Here is a 23,718-nt window from a genome sequence, read left to right on the forward strand (position 1 = left end):
AATCCAGCTTGCCGCCAATTTTAGAGCGGGTTTGCCAAATTATGTTCATCATATTTGTTGGTTACAGCAATAAGATACTTCTTTTGACTAAGAAAAAGTATCTGCTACAAACGAAAATATGAAATAATCGTAATAACAACGTTTATTTATTTTCTTTTATACATTTCACTAATCGGCATTCAGGCAGAAAAGGACGACCATTAGTGCAACTCAATCCGTAACCTACTAAATATAAACAAATTAAAGTTGATTATACCATATAGAATTAAAATTTACTTAATCGTTTACGTAAATAAAATCGGTAAAATATAAAAGTTTAAGTTTCTAAAAACTCAACTTTAACTTATCAAACCAAAGAAAATCTTTAACCAATCCATTTCTAGCCTTATGAGAAACCAAAGCGATGCTTCAAAGGATAATCAAAATCCCTTGCAAAATCTTGATCAATGGGAAGAGGATATATTAATCCGCTATCCTGATCCAAAAAACATCAATGCTGAAAAAAAAGAAGAACAGTTCAGAAATTATGATGAAACGGAAAAAGACAGCGTAAAAGAATTTTACAGGCTTAACCATACTTATCAAACATATGATTTCGTAAAACAGAAAAAAGCAGATTATTTAAAATTCGACAAACAGGAAATGCCGATCTGGAGTGCATTCGATTTTCTGAATAAGTTGGTGGATGATTCTGATCCTGATACCGATCTGGACCAGATGCAGCATTTGTTGCAAACATCAGAAGCGATTAGAAACGATGACCACCCCGATTGGATGGTATTGGTGGGGTTGATTCATGATATGGGTAAAGTGCTTTGTTTATTTGGGGAACCGCAATGGGCCGTAGTGGGCGATACTTTTCCGGTAGGTTGCGCCTATTCAGATAAAATTGTTTATCCGGAGTTTTTCAGTCAGAACCCCGATTTTAGAAACGAAACCTATCAGACCAAATTGGGCGTGTATACTCAGAATTGCGGTCTAGACAATATAGACATGTCGTGGGGCCATGACGAGTATGTATACCATATGATGAAGCCCTACATTCCAGAGCCAGGTTTATACATGCTCCGTTACCATTCCTTTTACGCGCAGCACAGGGAAAATGCTTACGATCACCTGATGAATGAAAAAGATCATGAAATGTTTAAATGGGTTAACCTGTTTAATCCTTACGACCTGTACTCTAAAAATCCCAATCAGAAAAGCTGGGCAGAACTAGCGCCTTACTACAAGGCGCTTGTGGCAAAATACCTACCGGCTACTATAAAATTTTAACATTCTATCTCAAAACAATAACCAAATAAAACAACCAATTTATGAACCTAAATCTACAAAAATCATGAGATTTAAATGTACGAGCTTAAAGTATGCAAGCATCTTTTTGCTACTTTTACTGATCAGCCAGTCGTTCAACACTGCTTTTGCACAAACTGAACGAAAAATTACCGGAAATTTAATGGATGATGCGAAACTGCCTATTGTCGGGGCTTCGGTTTCGGTAAAGGGCACTACCAAAGTAACGGTTACCGGGGATAATGGTGCTTTTAGCATCACCGCTAAAAACGGCGACAAACTGGTATTTACCTTTATGGGTTATGAACCCAAAGAAATTACCATTGGCACGGCTTCGAGCTATAAAGTAACCATAAAAGAAGCTACAGCATCATTAACCGATGTAGTTGTGGTGGGTTACGGTAAGGGTTCTCGCAAGGGCTTATCAAGTGCGATTACCTCGGTAAAACCCGAAGAATTAAATAAAGGCGCTATTGCAGATGTTGGGCAGTTGCTACAGGGTAAAGTTCCGGGGCTGAATATTAGCGCCAGTGGCGACCCAAACAAACCTGCGGCAGTAATCTTGCGCGGTGCATCTACCGTTAATAGCCCAGGAGCACCCTTTTACGTTATAGATGGTATCCCTGGAGCAGATATTGCGGCGATAGCACCAGCCGATATTGCATCAATTGATGTATTAAAAGATGCTGCAGCAACTGCTATTTATGGTAACCGTGCAGCTAGTGGTGTAATTATAGTAACCACTAAACGTGGTAAATCGGGCATGCCGCAGTTAAGCTACAGTGGCTATATAGCTGCCGAAAAAGTAAGTAATCAGCTCGATTTAATGGATGCCGATCAATTAAGAACTTACCTTACTGCCAACAAGGTTGCATTTTCACCAAATGATGATAAAGGCGAAAATGTAAATTGGATGAAAGCCATTGAGCGTTCTACTGCATATTCACAAAACCATAACCTGTCATTTAGCGGTGGTAACGATCACAGCAACTATAGCGCCAGCTTAAACTACTTTAACAAAGAGGGTATTTTAAGTAAAAGTTCATTAAATCGTATTATTGGTCGATTAAACATTGATCAGTACGCATTCAATGATAAAGTAAAATTCAGCTTAAACCTATCAAATTCGAGTAGCAAATCTATTAATGAGCCACTACAGAATATTGTGTTGTTACAGGCTGCAAAGCGCCTACCTGTTTCGCCAATTTATAATGCAGATGGAACTTATTTCGAAAACCTGAACAATACAGGTTATTTTAATCCGGTAGCCATTGCCGATAATGCACAGGATGAAACAAAGTACAATGTTTTAATTGGCGGTTTTAATACGGAAGTAAAATTGCCATTTGGCTTTACCTATAACATTAATTTATCTTACCAGAAAACTACCGCCGCCCATGGTGAATTTTACAGCAGTTATTTTGGAAAATACCCAACATCGAACTTTTACAACAATCCCGACCCAGGTATTGGCATAGCACATACCCTGATTGGGGGCGTGTTTGGCACTAATGGCTCGGCTTTAAGAAGCAATTTTGAAAACACCAATAAAATATTAGAAACATTCTTAACCTGGGACAAGAAAATTGGCGACCATACCTTAAACGCGGTATTAGGTTACAGTTACCAGGATAATATTGTTGGCGATGGTTTTCAAACCTCAAGCACAAATTTCCCAACAGATTTTATTGGCTTTCAGAACCTTACATTAGGAAACCCCTATGCCGTTCCTTCTTATCGCATTAATTTAGGAAACGATCTTACCTATCAAAGAATTCTGATGATCTCTGACTTTTTTAGGTTAAATTATAATTATAAGAGTAAATACTTTTTGCAGGGCTCAGTCAGACGTGATGGAAGCTCTGCATTCGGAAAAAATAACCAATGGGGTTATTTCCCGTCTGTTGGTTTAGCCTGGAGAGTAAGCGAAGAAGATTTTATGAAGGGCCAATCGTTTGTGAGTGATTTAAAAATCCGTGCGAGTTACGGCGTTACCGGAAACTCATCAGGTATAGGTGCATATAATGGTCAGTTAATTTATGGCATTAGTGGTACTTACTATAATAATGGCGTTCAGGCGGCGGCATATGCGCCAACACAAGGTGCAAACCCTGATTTAAAGTGGGAAAGAACATCAACCAAAAACCTTGGGGTTGATTTCGGCATCCTAAACAATAAAATTACAGGTAGTGTAGATGTATATGATAAAAACACAAATGGTATGCTTTTCAAATATAGTGTACCACAAGCGCTTGTTCCGGGCGGGCAATTATGGGCAAACGGTGGTAGCATCAGCAATAAAGGTATCGAAGTAAGTTTAAATGTATCGCCAGTTGCTTCCAAAAGTTTTTCATGGTTGAGCACCATTAACATGGCTTACAATAAAAACAAAATTACGAGCTTACAGGGCCCTATCTCTAACGCAGATTCTCTTCGTTACTCAGATCCTGAAGGACCGGGACAAACCAATGCAACTTTACAAATTCTGAAAGTTGGTTACCCGCTTGGCCAGTTTTTTACCCTAAAATATGCGGGTAAAGATGCGAGTGGCAACTCACTGTTTTACAAACGTGATGGTTCTACAACCACTACACCTAGCATTGGAACCGATTATTTCTACCTGGGCAATGCGCAACCAAAAGTAATAATGGGCTGGAGCAATACCTTCAAATATAAAGAACTAGAGTTGAACATCTTTTTAAGAGGAACTTTTGGCAATAAAATATTTAACGCTACCAAAGCTGATTTATCTTACACCGCTGGCGCAACAGTTAATAATATATTAAACAGTGCTGCAGACGATAAGGTAACAGACACAAGAAACTCATTCTACTCAGACCGGTATATTGAAAGTGGCTCTTATGTACGTTTGGATAACGCAACTTTAGGCTATAATTTTAAAAGCCTAATTAAGTATGTAAGTAATGTTAGGGTTTATTTATCAACCAATAATTTATTTACCATCACTGGATATAAAGGGATTGATCCTGAGATTAATCAGGGAGGTGCTGCCCCGGGTATAGATTATAACAACTTCTATCCTAAAACACGTACTTTTTTACTAGGTCTTAACGCATCATTTTAAAACTCAAATTCTAAAGACATGAAAAAGATATTATTTGGAATATTATTTGCGCTGACCGGAGCACTAATATTCACCTCCTGTCAAAAACTCGAGGTACCCGTTACATCTGAACTTACTCCAGAAACCTATCCTCAAACAGCCGCACAGTTAACATCGGCATCTGGAGCGGTATACATCAATTTAAGGAGCGATTATGCTACCACTTATTTCTTTTTACAAAGCAGCTCAACAGACGAATCGGTACTGCCAATTTTTGCTTCCGACTGGATTGATGGGAATAAGTACCTTGAATTGCATCGCCATACCTGGACAAAAGACAATGCATGGGTTGCAGCAGGCTGGGCATATTTAACCAATATTATCGGCACCGCCAATCAGACAATTTCCATCATTGGCCAATCAGCGCCAGCAGGTGCTGCAAAAAACACCAACATTGCAGAGTTAAAAACCATGCGGGCCCTATCCTACTTTATGATGATGGATTTATATGGCAACGTTCCGTTAGATACATTGTATGGCAGCACAGCATTAAAAACAAATTCGAAACGTGCAGAGGTATTCAACTATGTAGAAAGCGAGCTTAAGGCTGCTATCCCCTATTTAAAATCGACGAGCGGTATGGCAACCTATGGTTTGCCAACAAAATACCTGGCTTATTCTATATTGGCAAAAATGTACCTAAATGCAGCAGTGTACACCGGAACTGCACGTTATGATGATTGTATTGCGGCCTGCGACCAGATAATCAGTTCAGGTTTGTATAGCATAGAACCTATGTCGAGCTATCTACAGATGTTTTATCCCACCAATGGGCCAACGCAAAAAGAGTTTATTTTTGCAATTCCATTTGATGCGTCTACCTCTACCGGTAATATGTTTATGGCCCGTTACGATTTGAACCGTAACCTTGGTATACGTTATCAATACTCTGGCTCCACGTCAGGCACATTTACTAACCCGGTTATGAACCAAAGTAGTGGCGGAGGGCTATCAAACAATAAACCGAGCGGCCCAAGAATGACCACTACCGAGTTTTATGCAAATTTTAACGATGCAAACGACATCAGAAATAAACAATGGCTTACCGGTCCACAATATTGGCCAGATGGAAGTCCAATTATGGTGAGTACCACTAATTTAGGTTACGATCAGTTTTATACTGGTGGTACTCCGGCTGGAGCACTAACTTATGCCCTAAATTTAACTCCTTTGAGCAGCTCACGTTTAGGTGCAAATGCTTACGATTTAGGGAAGGATGAAATTGCCTGGAATACGGGCTACCGTAACATTAAATTTATCGCTGATTACACCAATCCAACTAACCGTAACCAAAATAACGATATGCCATTATTCCGCTATTCAGACATTATCCTGATGAAAGCAGAGGCTATATTTAGAGGTGGAACCCCAACACTTGGCGCTACTGCTTTGGGTCTGGTAAACAATGTAAGAAGCAGCCGCACCACTTCTGCAGCTTTAGGCGCATTGACATTGGATGTGCTTTACAATGAGCGTTCGAAAGAATTTGCATGGGAATGCTGGCACCGTAATGATATGATCAGGTTCGGTAAATTTGAGAACACTTATGGTTTATCTAAAACCAATACCGACACTTATCGCCGTATATTCCCAATTCCAAGTACGGCAATAGCAACAAACAATACATTGGTTCAAAACCCCGGTTATAATTAACCATCAGTAAACAATACAAAAATTTCTCTGGGGTAAAAGCCAGAGAAATTTCTTTTTTCTCCGTCCTTTCAAGTCGATGGAGTACCCAAACATTAAACCTATTTCCATGAGGAAACACTTACTTTTACTGATTTTTCTATTCACCTGTTGCTCATTGCAAGCTCAGGTTTTACTAAAAACACAAGCTGAAGCCACCCCTCCAACCAAAACTTTAACTAAAGATGCCTCATCGCTTAATTTCATTGCCATGGGCGATTGGGGCCGTAACGGCGCCGACCATCAGAAACAGGTGGCCCGGCAAATGGGAATAACCGCAGCCGATGTGAAAGCACAGTTTATCATTTCTACAGGCGATAACTTCTACCCTAGCGGTGTAATCAGTGAGTACGACCCACTTTTTAAATATTCATTTGAAGATATTTATACTGCATTTTCTTTGCAGTGGGATTGGTATCCGGTACTGGGCAACCACGATTATAAATCCAATCCAGATGCCCAGGTAGCCTATTCAAAAATCAGCAGAAGATGGAAAATGCCGGCCCGTTATTATGCAAAGAAATTTCCCATTAACGGAGATCTGAACAATCAGGTATTGATTGCTTTTATCGATACCAACCCTTTAATTCCAGAATTTTACAAAAATTCAGAATATGGCCCAAATGTAAAAGGCCAGGATACTACCCAACAAAAACGATGGCTGGCCAAAGTATTAAGTGATGAAGATCCAAGTATCAGATGGAAAATTGTTGTGGGTCATCATCCCATGTATACTGGAGGAAGCCGGACAGATGGATATGATACCAAAGCAATCCGCAGTTCTCTTAAACCAGTTCTTGATCGTTATGGCGTTGATGTATACCTCACCGGGCACGAGCACAGCCTGCAGTACATAAAACCCGAAGGCAAAACGCATCACTTCATTTCAGGCGCAGCATCGGAAAAAACACCTGTAAAGCTCATTGATGGGGCCCAGATGGTGGCTTCTGTTTATGGTTTTATGCTTTTTTCGGTCGGCAAAGATTTAATCCGCGTACAAACCATTAACGATGAAGGAGAAATTATTTACAATACTATTATCAAAAAATAAATGCTGCATTTATCCAAACAGCGCTTAATTTTAGAAAACAAAAACCGCCCATCATTAGCTTTAAAAATACTATGGCCATTACCGAATCTGCACCACAGGATTTGCTTTTACCGAAAAAGAAAAGACTACTATCTTTAGATGCCTTACGCGGTTTTGACATGTTCTGGATTATTAGCGGAGAAGGTATTTTCCACGGACTGGCCAACGGTATAATGAAAGAACACCACTTGATCAGAAATCCCAATGATTGGACCATTGCCATTAATGACCATTTATCATTTTTCGAAAGGTTTTTGGTTGGCCTCAGCAATCAACTTCATCATTCCCTTTGGAACGGTTTTACTTTTTACGACCTGATTTTCCCGCTTTTTATTTTTATCTCTGGTGTTTCGATGCCATTTTCTTACGAAAAACATTTAAATGGCGGAAATGATAAAAAAAAATCGGCAAAAGGTGTTTATTATGCCCTGATCAGGAGAACACTAATTTTAATCTTTCTTGGAATGGTGGTAAACGGTTTACTCAAATGGGAAGGCTACGAAAATACACGTTTCGCAAGCGTACTTGGTCGTATTGGCCTATCCACTTTTTTTGCTGCATTAATTTACCTCAATTTTTCATTACGCAAACAGCTTGTTTGGCTGCTCGGCATTTTACTGGGCTACTACATCATCATGATAGCCATACCTGTTCCAGGTTTTGGAAATGGCATTTTAACACCCGAAGGTAACCTGGCAGCTTATGTAGACCGCTTATTGCTGCCTGGCAAACTTCATCGTGCGGTTTATGATCCAGAAGGTTTACTGAGTACTATTCCTGCCATTGCAACAGCACTTTTAGGGGTATTTACGGGAACATTTCTAAACACTAAAAACAAGCGTTTCAGCTTGGTTCTAAAAGCTTTCTACCTCCTTGTAGCAGGCGTAATATTGGTTTCGCTTGGATTACTATGGGGCATGCTTTTTCCGGTCAACAAAAATATGTGGACAAGTTCTTTTGTGTTGGTTGCCGGTGGATTCAGTCTGGTGCTGTTCTCCTTCTTCTATTACATTATCGATGTTAAAACTTATCAAAAATGGAGCTTACCCTTCATCTGGATTGGTACAAATTCTATTTTAATTTACGTTTGTGCCCATGGGCTTTTCAATTTCGAATCTACTTCACAATTCCTATTTGGTGGCGTAATAACTAAAATACCTTTAGCCTGGCAGCAGGCAGGCTTATGGCTGGGTGTTCTACTCGTACAGCTTGGGATATTAAAATTTCTTTATGATAGAAAATGCTTTTTAAAAATTTAACACAACATTTTAATAATATGTTTTCCTTTTTTACATTATTGACATAAACCTTACCCAATCATCTTGAAGAACAGAAATTTCTCATAAAAACACCAAACTGCCATTAAAGAAACATAAATTAGCGCTCCTAAGATTATCCAACACCACATTTAATATGCTGTTAACCGACTTACAAAATATAGTTTTTAAACACAATACCAGACTTAGGATTAGTCGGTTCTTATTGTTCTTTTTGGCAATAGCAGCCATTTATACCAATACGGTATATGCGCAGCAAAAGTATTTAATCCCTTATGTTCAGCCATTTTCGGGTACTTCGGCCAGCACCACATTGGCCAGCCAGCATATTGAAGATAAAACCGAACGCCTGGCCAATACCATTCCGGCTGTAGCACCGCCTTTTAGCATGACGCAGTGGACGCCGCAGACCCAGCTCACTGAAAAAAAATGCCTGGCACCTTATTATTACAACAACAAAAAGTTTTACGGATTTAGGGCAAGCCATTGGATCAGTGGCTCTTGTACCCAAGATTACGGAAGCTTCACCATTATGCCCATTTTAGGCCAACTTAAAACCAATGCAGCTCAATATGCAGAAAATTATGCCCATGAAAACGAAGTTTCTACCCCATCTTATTACAAATTAAAATTACCTCAACATCAACTGTTAACAGAAATTACAGCTAGCCTTAGAAGCGGTGTAATGCGGATCACCGCGCTAAAAACAGATAGCGTTTACATTTTAGTTACACCCAATAGCGATCAAAACAAAGGTTTTATTCAAGTTGATGCAGAAAAAGGGGAAATTTCCGGGTATAATCCTGTTCACCGGATTTATCAGGGATGGGGAGAACCTGCAGGCTTTAGTGGTTATTTTTTCATACGGTTCAAAAAATCCTTTACCGCTGCAGGGGTTTATAGCGAAGGCCATATATTCGATCTACAAAACATCAGCAATAAAAAGGATATTGGTGCTTATGCAGGATTTAAACTACAAAAAGGAGAACAGTTAGTGATTTATTCTGGCACCTCTTTTACAAGTATCGCAGCTGCCAAGGCCAACCTGGAAAGTGAAATTAAAAATAATGACTTCGATACTGTTTTAGCACGCACCAATCAGGCTTGGGAAAAATCCCTATCGCAGGTCTATATTTCAGACACAAATGAAAAAGGGAAAAAAATCTTTTACACAGCCCTCTATCATGCCATGCAGCATCCCAGGCTATATAATGATGTAGATGGGAAATACCCACAGTTTGATGGAAAATATCAGAACCAAACAATAAATAAGGCCAATTATTACGATGATTTTTCGATGTGGGATATTTACCGTGCCCAATTACCTTTAATTGAGCTATTGAATCCCAACTTAGCCAATAGCCTTGTTAATTCGATGATATTAAAAGGTCAGCAGGGTGGTTGGATGCCTATTTTCCCTTGCTGGAACAGTTATACTGCCGCCATGATCGGCGATCATGCTACTGCTTTCATCGCTTCCGCCTATAATAAAGGGATCCGCAATTATGATATTAATGAAGCTTACCGATTGATGAGGCAAAATGCCTTTCAAATGCCCGATTCTGTCGATTACCTGAATGGAAAAGGCCGACGTGGCATTAACAGTTATTTAAAGTATGGCTATATCCCGTTAGAAGACAGTGTTCCAAACGCCTTTCATAAAAAAGAACAGGTAAGTAGAACTTTAGAGTATGCATACGATGATTATGCACTCGCAAGTATCGCGAAAGATTTGGGCAAAGAAACCGATTACCGGGAGCTATCAAAACGATCGCTTAATTACCAGCATGTTTTTGATCCCAATGTTGGAATGGTTAGAGGACGTTTTGCCAACGGCAACTGGTACAAGCCTTTTTATCCTGATCACCGAGAACCTTATATTACAGAAGGAACCCCACGACAATATACTTTTTATGTTCCGCATGATATGCCCGGACTGATCAAGTTAATGGGTGGGCGTAAAAATCTCGAAAACGAACTGGATTCACTCTTTATCAAAAAGGAATATTGGCATGGGAATGAACCTGGTCATCAAATTCCATTTTTATACAACTACACCGCTTCTCCATGGAAAACCCAGATGCAAGTATCACGTATCTTGGCAGAAGAGTACGGGGAAGGCGCTGGTGGTTTAAGTGGCAATGACGATGCTGGACAAATGTCGGCATGGTATGTATTTGCAGCACTTGGCTTTTATCCGGTAGATCCTGTTTCAGGAAACTATCAACTCACCAGCCCTTTGTTTAAACAGGCTATAATATCTTTTAAAAATGGCAAAAAATTAGCCATAACAGCCATTAAGAAGAATAAAAATTCTATTTATATCTCAAAAATCAGTTTAAATGGAAAGCCTTTTACCAAAAACCAAATTAAACACCAACTGCTGGTTCGGGGCGGAAAATTAATTTTCTATCTGCAAGATCAACCGGCCATACTTTAAATCCTGAAAAACCAATCTACGCATAAATAAAACTTTAATTAATAACTGTACCTCTATTAAAGTTATTTTGTAATCATTATGACAGTTTATGACGATTTTGTATTTCCTTCCAACTAGGCCATAGCACCGTATCCCCGTTCTACTTAAATCCGGCCTAACAAATTTTTCGGGCTGCAATGCCCAAGCCAACCTACTAACTTCGAAAGAAAAATTTTCAGCCGGTGTTTTTTGTTTCTTTTTGACATCAAAAAGAAAGATGCCAGTCCGGCTAGGACTAATAAAAATACTCGGCCTGCGGACACCTCTCTGAAAGAACGGATTCAATCCGAGTTAATCTTTAAACAAAATCAAGATCATGAGTATTGCACTTAACGTAAGGATAAAAAGTATCATGCTTTTGGGAAAGACACTTTCATGCACCTCATTCACGGTTTTATCTGATTTTTTTAAAGTTTTCTTTTCAACCTTCATGCTTAGATTAGTATAGGTAGAATAGATTTGACTGTTTTTGAGCCAAAAAGATTAAGCGCAAAAAAAATATCTTCATTCATTAACTATATCATTCAAAACATCAATATTAAAGCACCTGCTTACCATCGTTCCCCTGCTCTGCGTTTAAAAGCTCAGCCGCAGCTTTTTCCTAAAAAAATAATTGTGGGCAAATGGCGAACGCCTAATCTTAGCATACAAGGTGTTTTTCACCAAAACAATAGTTCCATCAAACACTTAACAAACAGACAATAGCCCGCTAACTTTAAGGAAACATTGATTGACTAATTTACAAATGCATTGGCTTACCCTAAGCAGAAAATAGGTAAATAAAAATTTTCAATAAATAGCAAGCTATGAAACAACAGGTTAGAACGATCCCAGGAAAACTCATAGATTTTAATTATTACAGATATAGGCTACCAGCGTTTGTAATGCAGTTTAAACCCTCCGTTTATCAAGACGGTGATTGCTATTACGCTGTATTGTCTTTTGAAGAGGAGCATGATGTTTCAGGTCTTGGAACCTCTCCTGAAGATGCACTGATAGACTGGAATGATAAAGTCTGTGAAATGCTTGCCCTATCGGGCCCTTTACGCACATCGCTAAGTACCAAAAACAAATAATTTGCTACAAAAACAGGCCAATTAACCTTCTAAATAATTCTGCTGAACCAGGATATAACTTATCGGCCCGGTATCTGGTCCAGGAAATTATGATCAGCTGAATGCTTCTAATAACGGTTACTTGAGATCAAAAGATGATCCAATTAATCCAGAACAAGGAAACTTTGAAAAGTTTGGTCTTTTAATTACTTTTATCTTATCTGAAAAGCTAAACTAAAGAATCATGGCCGGTGCGCAGGAAAACAGCAAGTGGGACTCCTATAACGGTGCTTCTCCACTTATTGCTCTATACAATAGCTTTCACCCCCTAACTGTTGAAATGGAGGCACTTATCGATAGGCTCACCTTTCCGGTGAGTTTCCGCAAGAACAGATATATTATTTCTCCGATAGACCGTAATAGATATCTTTACCTGATTTTAAAAGGGGTAGTAAGGGGATTCTACAAGGATTCGGGAACGGAGATCACTTCCTGGATCTGTCAGGAAAATGAAATTGTAGGGACCATCCGCAATCTATGGACTGCAGAAGAATCAGACGAATACCTCCAGGCAATAGAGGATGTAGAGCTGATTGCCATACCTCATGAGCTCACAACTATGCTTTATAAAAATTTTGCAGAAGCAAACATTATTGGTAGAAAGATTATGGAGCTTCATTATAGAGGAGCGAATGATAGGGGCTTTATCTGCCAGATTCCCTCTGCTACGGGCCGCTACAAGCACCTGCTCCAGGCCTTCCCCTGGATGATTAACCGTGTGCCGCTCCGATATGTTGCTTCGTTCCTTGGACTACGACTGGAAACGCTGAGCAGGATCCGATCAGTAAAAAACAAAAGAATATAAAACCATAGTCTGCGTTATTTTTAATTTTATTGTTTAAATCTTGCTAAAGGTATGAAAACATTAAAGGCTGCTGATGCATTTAACAAATCAGCAAAAATATACCAGGAAAAATTTATGGATGTCAGTTTATATGCTGAACCGTTTAAGTTTTTTTTCGATCATGTAAAGGCGAATGATGCCCGTGTTTTGGATATTGCCTGTGGCCCGGGAAACATTACGAAATACTTATTGGATAAGAGACCTGATTACAAAATTTTGGGAATCGATCTGTCGTCAGAAATGCTCAGCCTTGCCAGGGCCAACAACCCCAAGGCTCAATTTCAACTTATGGACTGCCGTGAGCTTAACATTATCAAAGAGAAATTTAACGGGATTACCTGCGGCTTTTGTCTACCCTATCTAACACAGAAAGAAGTTGTTAAACTAATTTCAAATGTTTCAAAATTATTAAAACCAAATGGTGTTTTTTATTTGAGCACTATGGAGGAGGACGAGAATAATAAATCGAGGTATCAAATATCCAGTACAGGCGATCAGGTGTACGTAAATTACCATAAAGAAGATGATTTGATTGCGGCCCTGGAGGATAACAACTTTGAAACCCTCATTCTAAAACGCTATAGTTCTCCTGATAAGGACGGTTTAATCATTACGGATCTGGTATTGGTCTGTAAAATTAAATAGTCCGATTAGGGCACACCAAAAAACACCGCCATTGTCGATTCGCGCTATTTCCTTTGGATAATCTTAAAACCGCTAAACGAGGCATCACCAGAGGCATCACCATAAGTAGCATGATAAACACCAACCTGTAAGCCGCTACTCCCCAAATCATCTCTTTTTACCGGACTGCCGGGAAGATCTACCCAAGCCTTTCCATCACTGCTACCACGCATAAAAAATGTATTTCCTGCCCGCTGTATCTGCAGGTGCCTGTAAAAAGCCCATCCAGAGAGGTTGTTTGTCTGCCTTCTGCCACCATTTCCAAGGTCGGTAACAATATTTCCAACACCCCAGCCCGGCATAATGCCGTTTTGTAAAAGCATTCTTCCATTTGTTGAAGCTTTAACCATTATACCTGCCTCATTTGCACCATAGGCTTTCTTCTCCTTAAGCCCCAGCATATCCGAAAGCATTACCTCGGCGATAAAATCACCCTCCACATTGTTGTAGGCAAAAGGCCCCATAGCCTCCGATCCATCCCAAAATGTGTTGTGCGAAACCATCTTTAGAATACCAGATTGTTGTGTAACGGTATCTGCATTTCCCAATAAACCGTCCCAGGAAGTTCCCGACAGACCATCTTTTGTTGCCGGAACTGACCGGGCTGCTCCACGCTGTTTTATGAACACAAATTGTGAAGAATCTGTTCTAACAGCAAAGGGAAGAGAAGTTTGGGTAACATTTCCAAAATTATCCCTGATTTTCACGGTATAATTATAACTGCTTTGCGGAAGGACCGAAAAATCCATATAAGCTGATGACCGCAACCATTTTGCATCCCCTTTATCTTTATCATTTTTAAAAAGATATTCAAGATCACTGCCTGGCAGTTCAGGTTTATCTGCAACCATATAAACCATATTTGGCGTAACTGCTGATGGTTTTGAAATAAATGTCGCTTTTAAGTTGCCTATGCCCAAGGTTTGTTGCCAAAAATTAAATTCTTTTAAGCAAGCACTATGATCAAGACCATAACTGTATATTGAAATTGATGATATTGCTGTTGTTGCACCTGGTACTCCGCCAGAAGATTCTATCAAAATACGCTGGTCTCTTTGATTATTACGGACCAGCGCATAACTGGCCGGTTTACCATTGATAAATACCTGCAACTTGCCCTTATAAAAAGAACAGATTAACTGTTGCCATTTTCCGTTACCCACTATCCTTACGGCTTTATTTCCTTTACCAAAAAACAGATCTGTTTTTGAACCAACAGCAGGCAAAAGAGAAAAAACAGCACTAAATGGTTTTGAAAAATCGACCTCTTTTGCAATTCTATCTCCCATGATAACTTTACTACCATTTGCCAATACAGCAGCTATTTTCCCATTAACATCGGCAACTTCCACATTCCCTTTACAAGCTAGTTCTCCCAAAGCTGCCCCATTGTTGGCCCAGTTTGCTAAATTTCCATATTCAAGATTTTTCGCATCTACATATACCGCTGTACCATTGTCTAAGCCTTTTGCATAAGCTTTGTTAATCTCTGTATCGGTTAATGGAACATCATAAATTTTTAGGGAGGCCAGCGCACCAGAAAATCCTGAAGTTCCATCGTCATTGCCGCCAACAAGAAACCTGGTAAGATTATTCACGAAAAGCATTCTTCTTTCTGCCCTATCTAATTTCCCATCAACATATATACGTTCCATTGTTCCATCAAAAACCATGGTAATCATATGCCACTCATTTGCTTTGGGTAAATTCCTGTATCCTAAATCTGCCCAGCCCAGATGCCTGGCAGCGCCCAAACCTTTACTATTCCCGTAGCCTAACGCAGCATTACTTAAATCAACACCACCCCTTCCTGTCCACAAAACGATTGTTTCTTCTTTACCGATCTCTGGGTTCAGCACCCACATACTCACGCTATAACTGCTATTCCCCAGCATAGATGAAGGTGCACGAAAGGATGATAATAGGCGCTCGGTACCAGAGAAAACCAAAGCTTTCTTTCCTCCTATCATTGAAGTAACCGGCTTATTTGTTCCGTTAGCAGAAAACACACCGGCCAATTTTCCATTATTTTGAACATCAGCTGCTATTGATCCTACGCGAAGGTTATCAAAGTTTAAATCCACCAACAGTCCCTTCGGTTCAAAACGTTGCAAAGATTCCCATTTTTTGGTACTGGTATTCATCACCGGATTATATTCGGCATTGTCGAAAACCTTAATATTCCATATCGCCTTATTTAAGCCCGGATATTCTGTCCGTAAAATTGTTGTACGCAGATATCTGGCCTTAACATTCCCAAAATCAATCATCGGACTTCCATGTTGAGTGTTTTTACTTTTATCGGCATACAATTTCCATGTTTTGCCATCAAGCGAATATTCGATTTTGTATTGATAGTACCAGGTAGCATATTCAAATTGAGTGTGCACACTTTTGACATCATAAGCCCTACCTAAATCTACCTGGAGCCATGAGGGGCCGATATTGTTTTTGGCTTTCCATAAAGTTCCGTTATTATCATCGAATGCAAATTCTGGTTTAAAATCTTGATCATAAGCTGAAGAGGCTACAGCAGTTTTACCCAGCGCCAAATTTGGATGCGGGTTCTCATTTTTTGCCAAATAGCCGATTCCGGAATGTGTTGGTACCAGCTTCAGTATGTTTCCTTTCTCATCGAAGATCATTTTATCTGCCGCCACCTGCCTGTGATAGCCACCGTCATTGTGTGGGTTATTATGCCGGTGATAAACCAGGTAAAAATCGTCTCCCTGCTGCAGAACAGACTGATGCCCTGGCCCATGCACTGTTCCATCGCCATTTGTGGCGAGGATAGGATTATCCTGCGCATATTTAAACGGTCCCATCGGATTACTTGCAGTGGCATACTGTACCCTGTAAGTTCCGTCTTCGCAATAGCCGGATGAATAGGTAAGATAGTAGATTCCCTTTCGTTTAAATACAAATGGCGCTTCGAAAAAGTCTTTTGCATCGGTATTCGGGATCTGCGCAAGTTTTGAAAACGACTTCATATCGTTATTCAATAAGCCAACACCGCAACCATGGCCCGGATAAATGCCCCAAGTGCCCCAGTACATATAATACTTACCATCATCATCTTTAAAAGTCTGCCCATCAAGTGTAATCACCTTGGGTACCATAAAATTTGAAACTATTGGTTTTCCGGGTGCTAAAAGCGATGTCCATGGACCAACCGGCGTTGTAGAAGATGCACCGAATATTTCAACGGGCTGACAGTAGTATAGATAATACTTTCCATCGGGGCCCAGTGTTGCGTCAGGTGCCCAGTAATGATGGGTTGTTGGCCAGTTCATATCCTGCAAGGCCCAGTTCACAAAATCTTTTGATGTCCATACCTGCGATGGTCCGAACCCACCCCCATTGCCATCGGTTGTTGCATAAATATAATAAGTATCTCCAAATTTTTTCACAGTTGGATCTGCAAAATAACCTGGTAAAACAGGATTGCCCTGCCCCTTGGTCAAATGCTGAGATTGTGCCTTTGCAGGTTGAAAAGAGCAGCCTAGGAGAAAAAGAATGAAGAGGTTTAGATAAATGTTTTTCATAATTAATGTTGATATCCCGGCTAATAAAACCAGAGTTGATGCATCAGGATGTAAATATAACCGAAACGTAACCTCGATTGCCGTTATATATTGATGCATAACATTCGTATTTTAACCAAGCACCATAAATAAACACTTCTGATGTAGCAGATTGGAAAAATAGAACCTGATTTCGATTATCAAATCTCATTTTGTGACGTTTTAATCAAGTTTTCCGTTAAGGTGGCCGTCACCCTGAATTTATTTTACTGCGTAGCTTTCCGCTTCGCTACAGGTCAGGGGCTTTCACGCTAAAAAGATGCTAATCACGATGATTCGGGAATTATGACAACGAACTTAAAAACAGACTCATCATGTTGTTATTTAAAATTCAGTAAATTGAGGTTAAAATCAATCCCAATCAGGGCAATACTTAATTTATTTTGTTATACGTGCAGGGTACTTGTTAAAATCTAGTAGCTATCAGATAAAAAAGAAGCATAAAAACACAGGGCTTCTTCATAGTTTTATCGATGAATTTTAAGGGCTATTTTATTCCATATTCTTTAAATTCATTTACACTTAGTGAAAGAACTGGGTACAAAGTATCTTGATACAAACAGATCTAAGAAGTGCTTATTGATAAAAACGATTTAAACATGAAAATATACAACGTATTCTTGCGTACCATCCTATTCCTTGCCCTTTTAGCCATTGGTATTAGTACTGCCAATGCACAAAGCGGAGATCAGATATTAGACGGAATCGGTGAAACGGGAATGAGTGCGCGTTATATCTTTAATGGTGATGCCAAAGACTGGTCCCGAAATAATTTTCATGCCAAATTTCAGGGCGACGGGGTCAAATTCGTCGATGACAGCCGGTTTGGAAAAGTTTTATCGCTCTCTGGAGATAACAATTCGTTTGTTACCATTCCGGGAGAAGCATTAACGGATATAGAATCGCTCAGCATATCAGGATGGATATACCTCCGTTCGAAGCAGCCCGGCCAGCTTTTTTTTGATTTCGGGAAGGACGTAACCAAACATTTTTTTGCGGCCCCTGTTGGAACAAAAGCTCAGGAAGGTTTCCAGACATTAATCACGGCAAAGGAAAACAATAAAAACGGAGCAGTTTCTACTGCTTTAGAACTGAATAAATGGGTCTACATCACCATTGTGATAGATATTCCATCAAAATCTATGGTGACTTATGTAAATAGTAAGCCAGTGGCCGAAGTTAAGAACATCCCACTAGAGTTAACAACGGTATTCGATCAGCAATCAGTGGCAAAAAACCTGTTGTATATCGGAAAATCGATGGTACCGGGAGATCCCTATCTGAATGCCATGATACATGATTTCCGTATTTATCGGGTTCCGTTAAGTGCGGGGCAGATTGCCGGAATCTATCGCAATGCCAAGGGAGGTACTCAGGAAAGCGTGGTAAATGTAGGTAAGCGTGAAGATGATCTTCCAAAGTTTTCTTCAGCCACCCCACAGCTTTACAATGCTTACTTAGCTCATGTATCCGATATTCAGGTGGAAACAGAAGTAGGGAATTTACCGCGATTACCCAGTTATGTAGCAGGCACCTACCGGAATAAGATGAAAGGTCCAAAAGTACGTGTGCTGTGGCCTGCTCCAACTGATAATAGCACGGTTTTGAAACCTGGAAGTTACACCGTTACCGGGCGTGTTGCTGGAACGTCTTTTCAACCTAAGGCATTTGTAACCGTAAAAGCGCTTAAAAAATCAGCTGCGCCAACATTAAAGCTAGCACCATTTGCTTTAAACAGGGTCTCCCTGCAGACAGATGCTCATGGCCATGCAACCAAATTTATCGAAAACCGCGATAAATTTATTAAAACATTAGCTAAAACCGATCCAAACTCCTTCCTCTACATGTTCCGACAAGCTTTTGGCCAGAAACAGCCTGAAGGAGCAAAACCTTTGGGCGTATGGGACAGTGAAGATACTAAATTAAGGGGGCATGCCACGGGCCACTATCTTTCGGCAATTGCCCAGGCTTATGCAGGCACCGGATATGATAAAGCACTTCAGGCCAATTTTTCAAAAAAAATGGAGTATATGATCAATACGCTCTATGAACTATCACAATTATCGGGGAAACCTAAAAATTCAGATTCCGCTGTATCTGATCCGACTGCTGTGCCGCATGGCCCCGGCAAATCAGATTATGATTCTGATCTTAGTGCATCGGGTATCCGCACCGATTATTGGAACTGGGGAAAAGGATTCATCAGTGCCTACCCTCCCGATCAGTTTATCATGTTAGAAAAAGGAGCGAAATATGGAGGACAGAAGAACCAGGTTTGGGCGCCATATTATACATTGCATAAAATTTTGGCTGGCTTAATAGATGTATATGAAGTAAGTGGCAATAAAAAATCGCTTAAAATAGCTACTGATATGAGTGACTGGGTATATACCCGCTTAAGCCAGCTGCCCCAGGAAACGCTTATTAAGATGTGGAATACTTATATTGCCGGCGAATACGGCGGCATGAATGATGTAATGGCCCGTTTATACCAGATTACAAATGATCCGAAATACCTGAAAACGGCACAATTGTTTGATAATATAAAAGTTTTCTTTGGTGATACAACACATTCGCATGGACTAGCCAAAAACGTAGATATTTTTCGTGGACTGCATGCCAACCAGCACATACCCCAAATTGTAGGGAGTATCGAAATGTACCAGGTATCTAATAAGCCCGAATATTACAGTATAGCGGATAACTTCTGGCATAAAATGGTAGATGATTATATGTACAGTATCGGAGGTGTTGCAGGTGCCCGTAACCCTGCCAATGCGGAGTGTTTTATTGCCCAACCAGCTACCTTGTACGAAAACGGTTTCTCTGAAGGAGGGCAGAATGAAACCTGTGCCACCTACAACATGCTAAAACTTACCGGAGACCTGTTTCTATTTGATCAGCGGGGAGAGTTGATGGATTATTATGAACGCGGATTGTACAATCATATCCTGGCATCTGTTGCCCAGAACAGTCCTGCCAATACCTATCATGTGCCACTCAGACCAGGGTCTGTTAAACAATTTGGCAATGCAGATATGACAGGTTTTACGTGCTGTAACGGCACTGCAATTGAAAGCAGCACCAAACTGCAAAATTCAATCTACTTCAAAAGTAAAGATAACCAGGCGCTTTATGTGAACCTGTACATTCCCTCAACACTAAAATGGACGGAACGCCAGATAACAGTAGAACAAACAACAAACTTCCCGAAAGAAGACCACACCCGCCTTACAATTAAGGGCAGCGGAAAATTTGACCTCAATGTGCGTGTACCGGGTTGGGCTACCAAAGGATTTTTTGTAAAGATCAACGGAAAAGAACAAAAGTTTCAAGCCGAGCCAGGTAGTTACCTAAAGATAAGCCGTAGCTGGAAAAATGGCGACATTGTAGATTTAAAGATGCCATTCCAATTCCACCTGGATCCGGTTATGGATCAGCAGAATATAGCGAGTCTGTTTTACGGACCAATATTGCTGGCAGCGCAGGAACCAGAAGCCAGAAAAGAATGGCGTAAGGTAACCTTTGATGCCAAAGATATTGGCAAATCAATCAAGGGTGATCCACAATCTTTACAGTTCACCATTGATGATGTGGTTTTCAAACCATTTTACGAAACATACGGGCGTCATTCTGTTTACCTGGATGTCACATTAAAATAACGTAATGTTGTACTAATAACTAACGAATGGCTCACGGGTGGGGATTACCCCACTACCATACCCCATTATGCCGGGAAACCGCTAACAGATCCGATCTGCTATGAAATAGTGATAGCTCCCTTAGGCGACATGGAAAGTGGACGAAGAAACAAACTGGATAATTACCTTAATCCAGTAAATGCCCTGTGCCCGGTCCATGATTAAAAAGCATCTAATGTGCAGGCAATAAAAGCTTTATAAAACCAAAAGAGTAATAAGTAGAGAGGCACTTTATCCTCACCATAGCACCTTGCTTCGGCAAATCAATATAATTAGCTGATTAGCAATTAAATAATAGCTAATAACTAAGTGTGCGCTGAATTGCTTCCGGAGATGAGCGGACAACAACCACAGCCGCCGTTAAACCGGGAGCACTTGCCTTCAACTTTATCGTTCCAGTGCTTTTGGTACTTTTGATCACCACCAACGCCCGCCCTTTCCATGCCCTGCGTGAGTTGGAAATATAGGGATCTACATCTTTCAGGTTCGCATTGTCTAGTCCAATAATCTTCCCTGGCCCCTCAATGTCAAAACGTATCCGGTTTTCAGAATTTGGCTGCAACACTCCGTTTTTATCGGTCAGTTCAACAGTTACAAATACCAGGTCTTGTCCATTTGCGATTATTTCACTACGATCTGCGGTCAGCTTTACCCTGGCCGTATTTGCCGAGGTTTTGAGTATTACTTTTTCTACTTCTTTACTATCCTGAACGCCAACAGCAAGCAATTCTCCGGCAGCGTAGGGAACGGTAAAAACTGCCTTAAACTCTTGGGCTATGCTGGTTTCCTTCTCTCCTATCAGTTTTTTATTAAGGTATAAACGAACCATAGGATATTTGGAATAAACCTCAACCTGAAGCTGTTTACCCTCATATCCCGGCCAGGTCCAGCTTTCCCATGTAGGCCATACCGACCACAGTGTTTCTTTGATTTCTAAAGGTTTAGGGTCTGGTTCACGGACGGCCATATAGAGTTTTTCGTTATCGTTATACAGCATGCTCCGGTAGTGGGAAATGGGTTTCCGCCATCCGGTCAGGTCAATATCTCCGCAGTAAGCACCATGCCATGGAAAAAAACTATTCTCCCAATGCTCACCAGGTAATTCATCCGAATAATAATAACGGCCTATGCCCGATTCGCCAAGGTAATCGAGTGCAGTCCAAACAAAGTCTCCGATGATATAGCTATTGTTATTTACAAGTTTCCAATTGGCAAAAGCATCTCTGGGATAGGATTCTGTTTGAACAATGACCCTGGAAGGTACCCTTTCATGATCTGCAGTAGCCCTATGCAACTGGTAATTATAGCCAGCAACATCATGCTGCAGCATTAATGGATCGAATATTTCCCAATCCTTATCCCAGGTAGTCATTGCTGAGGTTACAGGACGGGTAGAATCAATTTCATGAACAGCGTTTACCAACATTTTTGCCGTATGTACCGCCTGTTGCTCCTTCCGTTCTATGATTTCATTTCCTATGCTCCACATGATTACCGAGGGATGATTCCTGTCCCTTAGTACCATTGCATTTATGTCTTTTTTCCACCAATCGTCAAAATACATGGCATAATCATATTTATTCTTGGCGGTTTTCCAACCATCGAATGCTTCATCGATAACGAGCATCCCTAAGCGGTCGCATGCGTTTAAAAAGGCTTCGGAAGGGACATTATGGGCAGTTCTTATGGCATTAAACCCTGCTTTTTTCAGCAGTTCAACCCGTCGTTGCTCGGCTCGGTCAAAGGCAGCGGCGCCTAAACAGCCGTTATCATGGTGTACACAGCCGCCATTGAGTTTTAGTGTCTGTCCATTTAGCTGAAAACCATTCTCTGTTGTAAATCTTAGTGAACGGATCCCAAAATCTGTCTGGTTGCCGTCGATCACTTTTTTATCGGCGATAATACTAATTTGGGCCAGGTATAGGTTAGGTTTTTTTGGCGACCATAAAAGTGGTTTTTCTACTTGTATATCCTGTATTACCTCCTTTTCACTATGTGCGTCTAACCTGATCTGGGTTTGCATTGCACCAGACTTTTTCAGCTCTGGGTTAAGGAGATTGGTCTGAACCATAACCATCTTGGGCAATGCAGTTTCGTTCTTAACCCTTGTTTTAACCTGTACCGTGGCTTTTTTTTCGCTAACTTCTGGCGTAGAGATCCCTACCCCCCAATTGGGAATGTACACTTGCCCCGTTAACACCAGCCACACATGACGGTAGATACCGGAGCCGCTATACCAACGGCTGTTTTTCTGTTTTGAATTATCTACCCTAACCGCAATTACATTTTGTTTCCCAAAATTAAGGTATGGACTAAGATCATAAGTAAATGGCGAATACCCATAAGGATAGGTGCCCAGTGATTTTCCATTGATAAAAACTTCCGAATTCATGTAAACGCCCTCAAAGTTTATGGAAATAAGCTTTCCCTTCCAATCAGACGGCACCACAAATTTCTTTCTATACCAACCTGTTCCCGATGGAAAAAAACCGCCGTCCCCACCAGTTGGATTTTTCGGACTAATCTTCCCTTCAATGCTCCAATCGTGTGGAAGATCGAGGATTCTCCAATTCTGATCATCAAATTCAAAACTGCTTCCTCCCTTAACATCTCCCAGGTTAAATTTCCAATCCTGATCAAAGAGCTGTTTACGCTGTACTGCCCGTTGTGCAACTAAAGCCAAAGGCCCAACTGCTATGAATAATATTAAAAGGATCAAAGATTTGAAAAAAGACATGGCCTATATACTTGGTGTTATCAAATATAAAAAAACAAACGTTAAAATAACGATTATTATTCGGCCACAGTTGGACTGTAGAAAAGAAAAATGCGCTCTTT

At 40.4% G+C, this 23,718-nt stretch carries 12 protein-coding genes; 10 read left to right on the forward strand and 2 right to left on the reverse strand.

The genetic code is table 11. The annotated features are described in order from the left end of the window. The first annotated feature begins 387 nt into the window (after nucleotides 1-387). The 9 genes from AC1RJ8_RS01645 (at nucleotide 388) to AC1RJ8_RS01685 (ending at nucleotide 13,556) form a co-directional block, all read left to right on the forward strand. A complete protein-coding gene (locus AC1RJ8_RS01645) occupies nucleotides 388-1,275 on the forward strand; it encodes an inositol oxygenase family protein (RefSeq protein ID WP_492952078.1) in 888 nt (295 codons plus the stop codon). Nucleotides 1,276-1,339: 64 nt separating this feature from the next. Then, a complete protein-coding gene (locus AC1RJ8_RS01650) occupies nucleotides 1,340-4,378 on the forward strand; it encodes a SusC/RagA family TonB-linked outer membrane protein (RefSeq protein ID WP_492952077.1) in 3,039 nt (1,012 codons plus the stop codon). 18 nt (nucleotides 4,379-4,396) lie between these two features. Beyond that, a complete protein-coding gene (locus AC1RJ8_RS01655; protein ID WP_492952076.1) occupies nucleotides 4,397-6,070 on the forward strand; it encodes a RagB/SusD family nutrient uptake outer membrane protein in 1,674 nt (557 codons plus the stop codon). A gap of 106 nt (nucleotides 6,071-6,176) precedes the next feature. After that, complete coding sequence (locus AC1RJ8_RS01660; protein ID WP_492952075.1) at nucleotides 6,177-7,157, forward strand: purple acid phosphatase family protein; 981 nt, start codon at nucleotides 6,177-6,179, stop codon at nucleotides 7,155-7,157. Nucleotides 7,158-7,228: 71 nt separating this feature from the next. Beyond that, nucleotides 7,229-8,455, forward strand: a complete 1,227-nt coding sequence (locus AC1RJ8_RS01665) for an acyltransferase family protein (protein WP_492952074.1) — start codon at nucleotides 7,229-7,231, stop codon at nucleotides 8,453-8,455. Between the two features lie 154 nt (nucleotides 8,456-8,609). Beyond that, on the forward strand, nucleotides 8,610-10,913 hold the full coding sequence (locus tag AC1RJ8_RS01670) for a GH92 family glycosyl hydrolase (RefSeq protein WP_492952073.1): 2,304 nt from the start codon (nucleotides 8,610-8,612) through the stop codon (nucleotides 10,911-10,913). An 845-nt stretch (nucleotides 10,914-11,758) separates the two neighbouring features. Continuing rightward, the gene (locus AC1RJ8_RS01675; protein WP_492952072.1) at nucleotides 11,759-12,028 is read left to right on the forward strand and encodes a hypothetical protein; all 270 of its coding nucleotides are present in this window, start codon (nucleotides 11,759-11,761) and stop codon (nucleotides 12,026-12,028) included. Between the two features lie 223 nt (nucleotides 12,029-12,251). Then, the gene (locus AC1RJ8_RS01680) at nucleotides 12,252-12,872 is read left to right on the forward strand and encodes a Crp/Fnr family transcriptional regulator (protein ID WP_492952071.1); all 621 of its coding nucleotides are present in this window, start codon (nucleotides 12,252-12,254) and stop codon (nucleotides 12,870-12,872) included. A gap of 51 nt (nucleotides 12,873-12,923) precedes the next feature. Next, complete coding sequence (locus tag AC1RJ8_RS01685; protein WP_492952070.1) at nucleotides 12,924-13,556, forward strand: class I SAM-dependent DNA methyltransferase; 633 nt, start codon at nucleotides 12,924-12,926, stop codon at nucleotides 13,554-13,556. 44 nt (nucleotides 13,557-13,600) lie between these two features. Here AC1RJ8_RS01685 and AC1RJ8_RS01690 read toward each other — a convergent pair whose 3' ends face one another. Then, nucleotides 13,601-17,140 carry a family 43 glycosylhydrolase gene (locus tag AC1RJ8_RS01690; RefSeq protein WP_492952069.1) on the reverse strand — a complete coding sequence of 1,180 codons (3,540 nt, stop codon included), beginning with the start codon at nucleotides 17,138-17,140 and terminating at the stop codon, nucleotides 13,601-13,603. A gap of 638 nt (nucleotides 17,141-17,778) precedes the next feature. Here AC1RJ8_RS01690 and AC1RJ8_RS01695 point away from each other — a divergent pair. Next, nucleotides 17,779-20,841, forward strand: a complete 3,063-nt coding sequence (locus AC1RJ8_RS01695) for a beta-L-arabinofuranosidase domain-containing protein (RefSeq protein WP_492952068.1) — start codon at nucleotides 17,779-17,781, stop codon at nucleotides 20,839-20,841. Nucleotides 20,842-21,178: 337 nt separating this feature from the next. Here AC1RJ8_RS01695 and AC1RJ8_RS01700 read toward each other — a convergent pair whose 3' ends face one another. After that, nucleotides 21,179-23,617, reverse strand: a complete 2,439-nt coding sequence (locus AC1RJ8_RS01700) for a glycoside hydrolase family 2 TIM barrel-domain containing protein (RefSeq protein WP_492952067.1) — start codon at nucleotides 23,615-23,617, stop codon at nucleotides 21,179-21,181. Between the last annotated feature and the right edge of the window lie 101 nt (nucleotides 23,618-23,718).

It is taken from the genome of Pedobacter sp. GW822-FHT03F06 (assembly GCF_058801365.1).

Bases quoted from the DNA above. Each gene is read 5' to 3' on its own strand.
- AC1RJ8_RS01685 (WP_492952070.1), top strand. From the start codon at position 12,924: ATGAAAACATTAAAGGCTGCTGATGCATTTAACAAATCAGCAAAAATA.
- AC1RJ8_RS01700 (WP_492952067.1), bottom strand. From the start codon at position 23,617: ATGTCTTTTTTCAAATCTTTGATCCTTTTAATATTATTCATAGCAGTT.
- AC1RJ8_RS01650 (WP_492952077.1), top strand. From the start codon at position 1,340: ATGAGATTTAAATGTACGAGCTTAAAGTATGCAAGCATCTTTTTGCTA.
- AC1RJ8_RS01690 (WP_492952069.1), bottom strand. From the start codon at position 17,140: ATGAAAAACATTTATCTAAACCTCTTCATTCTTTTTCTCCTAGGCTGC.
- AC1RJ8_RS01670 (WP_492952073.1), top strand. From the start codon at position 8,610: ATGCTGTTAACCGACTTACAAAATATAGTTTTTAAACACAATACCAGA.
- AC1RJ8_RS01645 (WP_492952078.1), top strand. From the start codon at position 388: ATGAGAAACCAAAGCGATGCTTCAAAGGATAATCAAAATCCCTTGCAA.
- AC1RJ8_RS01665 (WP_492952074.1), top strand. From the start codon at position 7,229: ATGGCCATTACCGAATCTGCACCACAGGATTTGCTTTTACCGAAAAAG.
- AC1RJ8_RS01675 (WP_492952072.1), top strand. From the start codon at position 11,759: ATGAAACAACAGGTTAGAACGATCCCAGGAAAACTCATAGATTTTAAT.
- AC1RJ8_RS01660 (WP_492952075.1), top strand. From the start codon at position 6,177: ATGAGGAAACACTTACTTTTACTGATTTTTCTATTCACCTGTTGCTCA.
- AC1RJ8_RS01680 (WP_492952071.1), top strand. From the start codon at position 12,252: ATGGCCGGTGCGCAGGAAAACAGCAAGTGGGACTCCTATAACGGTGCT.
- AC1RJ8_RS01695 (WP_492952068.1), top strand. From the start codon at position 17,779: ATGAAAATATACAACGTATTCTTGCGTACCATCCTATTCCTTGCCCTT.
- AC1RJ8_RS01655 (WP_492952076.1), top strand. From the start codon at position 4,397: ATGAAAAAGATATTATTTGGAATATTATTTGCGCTGACCGGAGCACTA.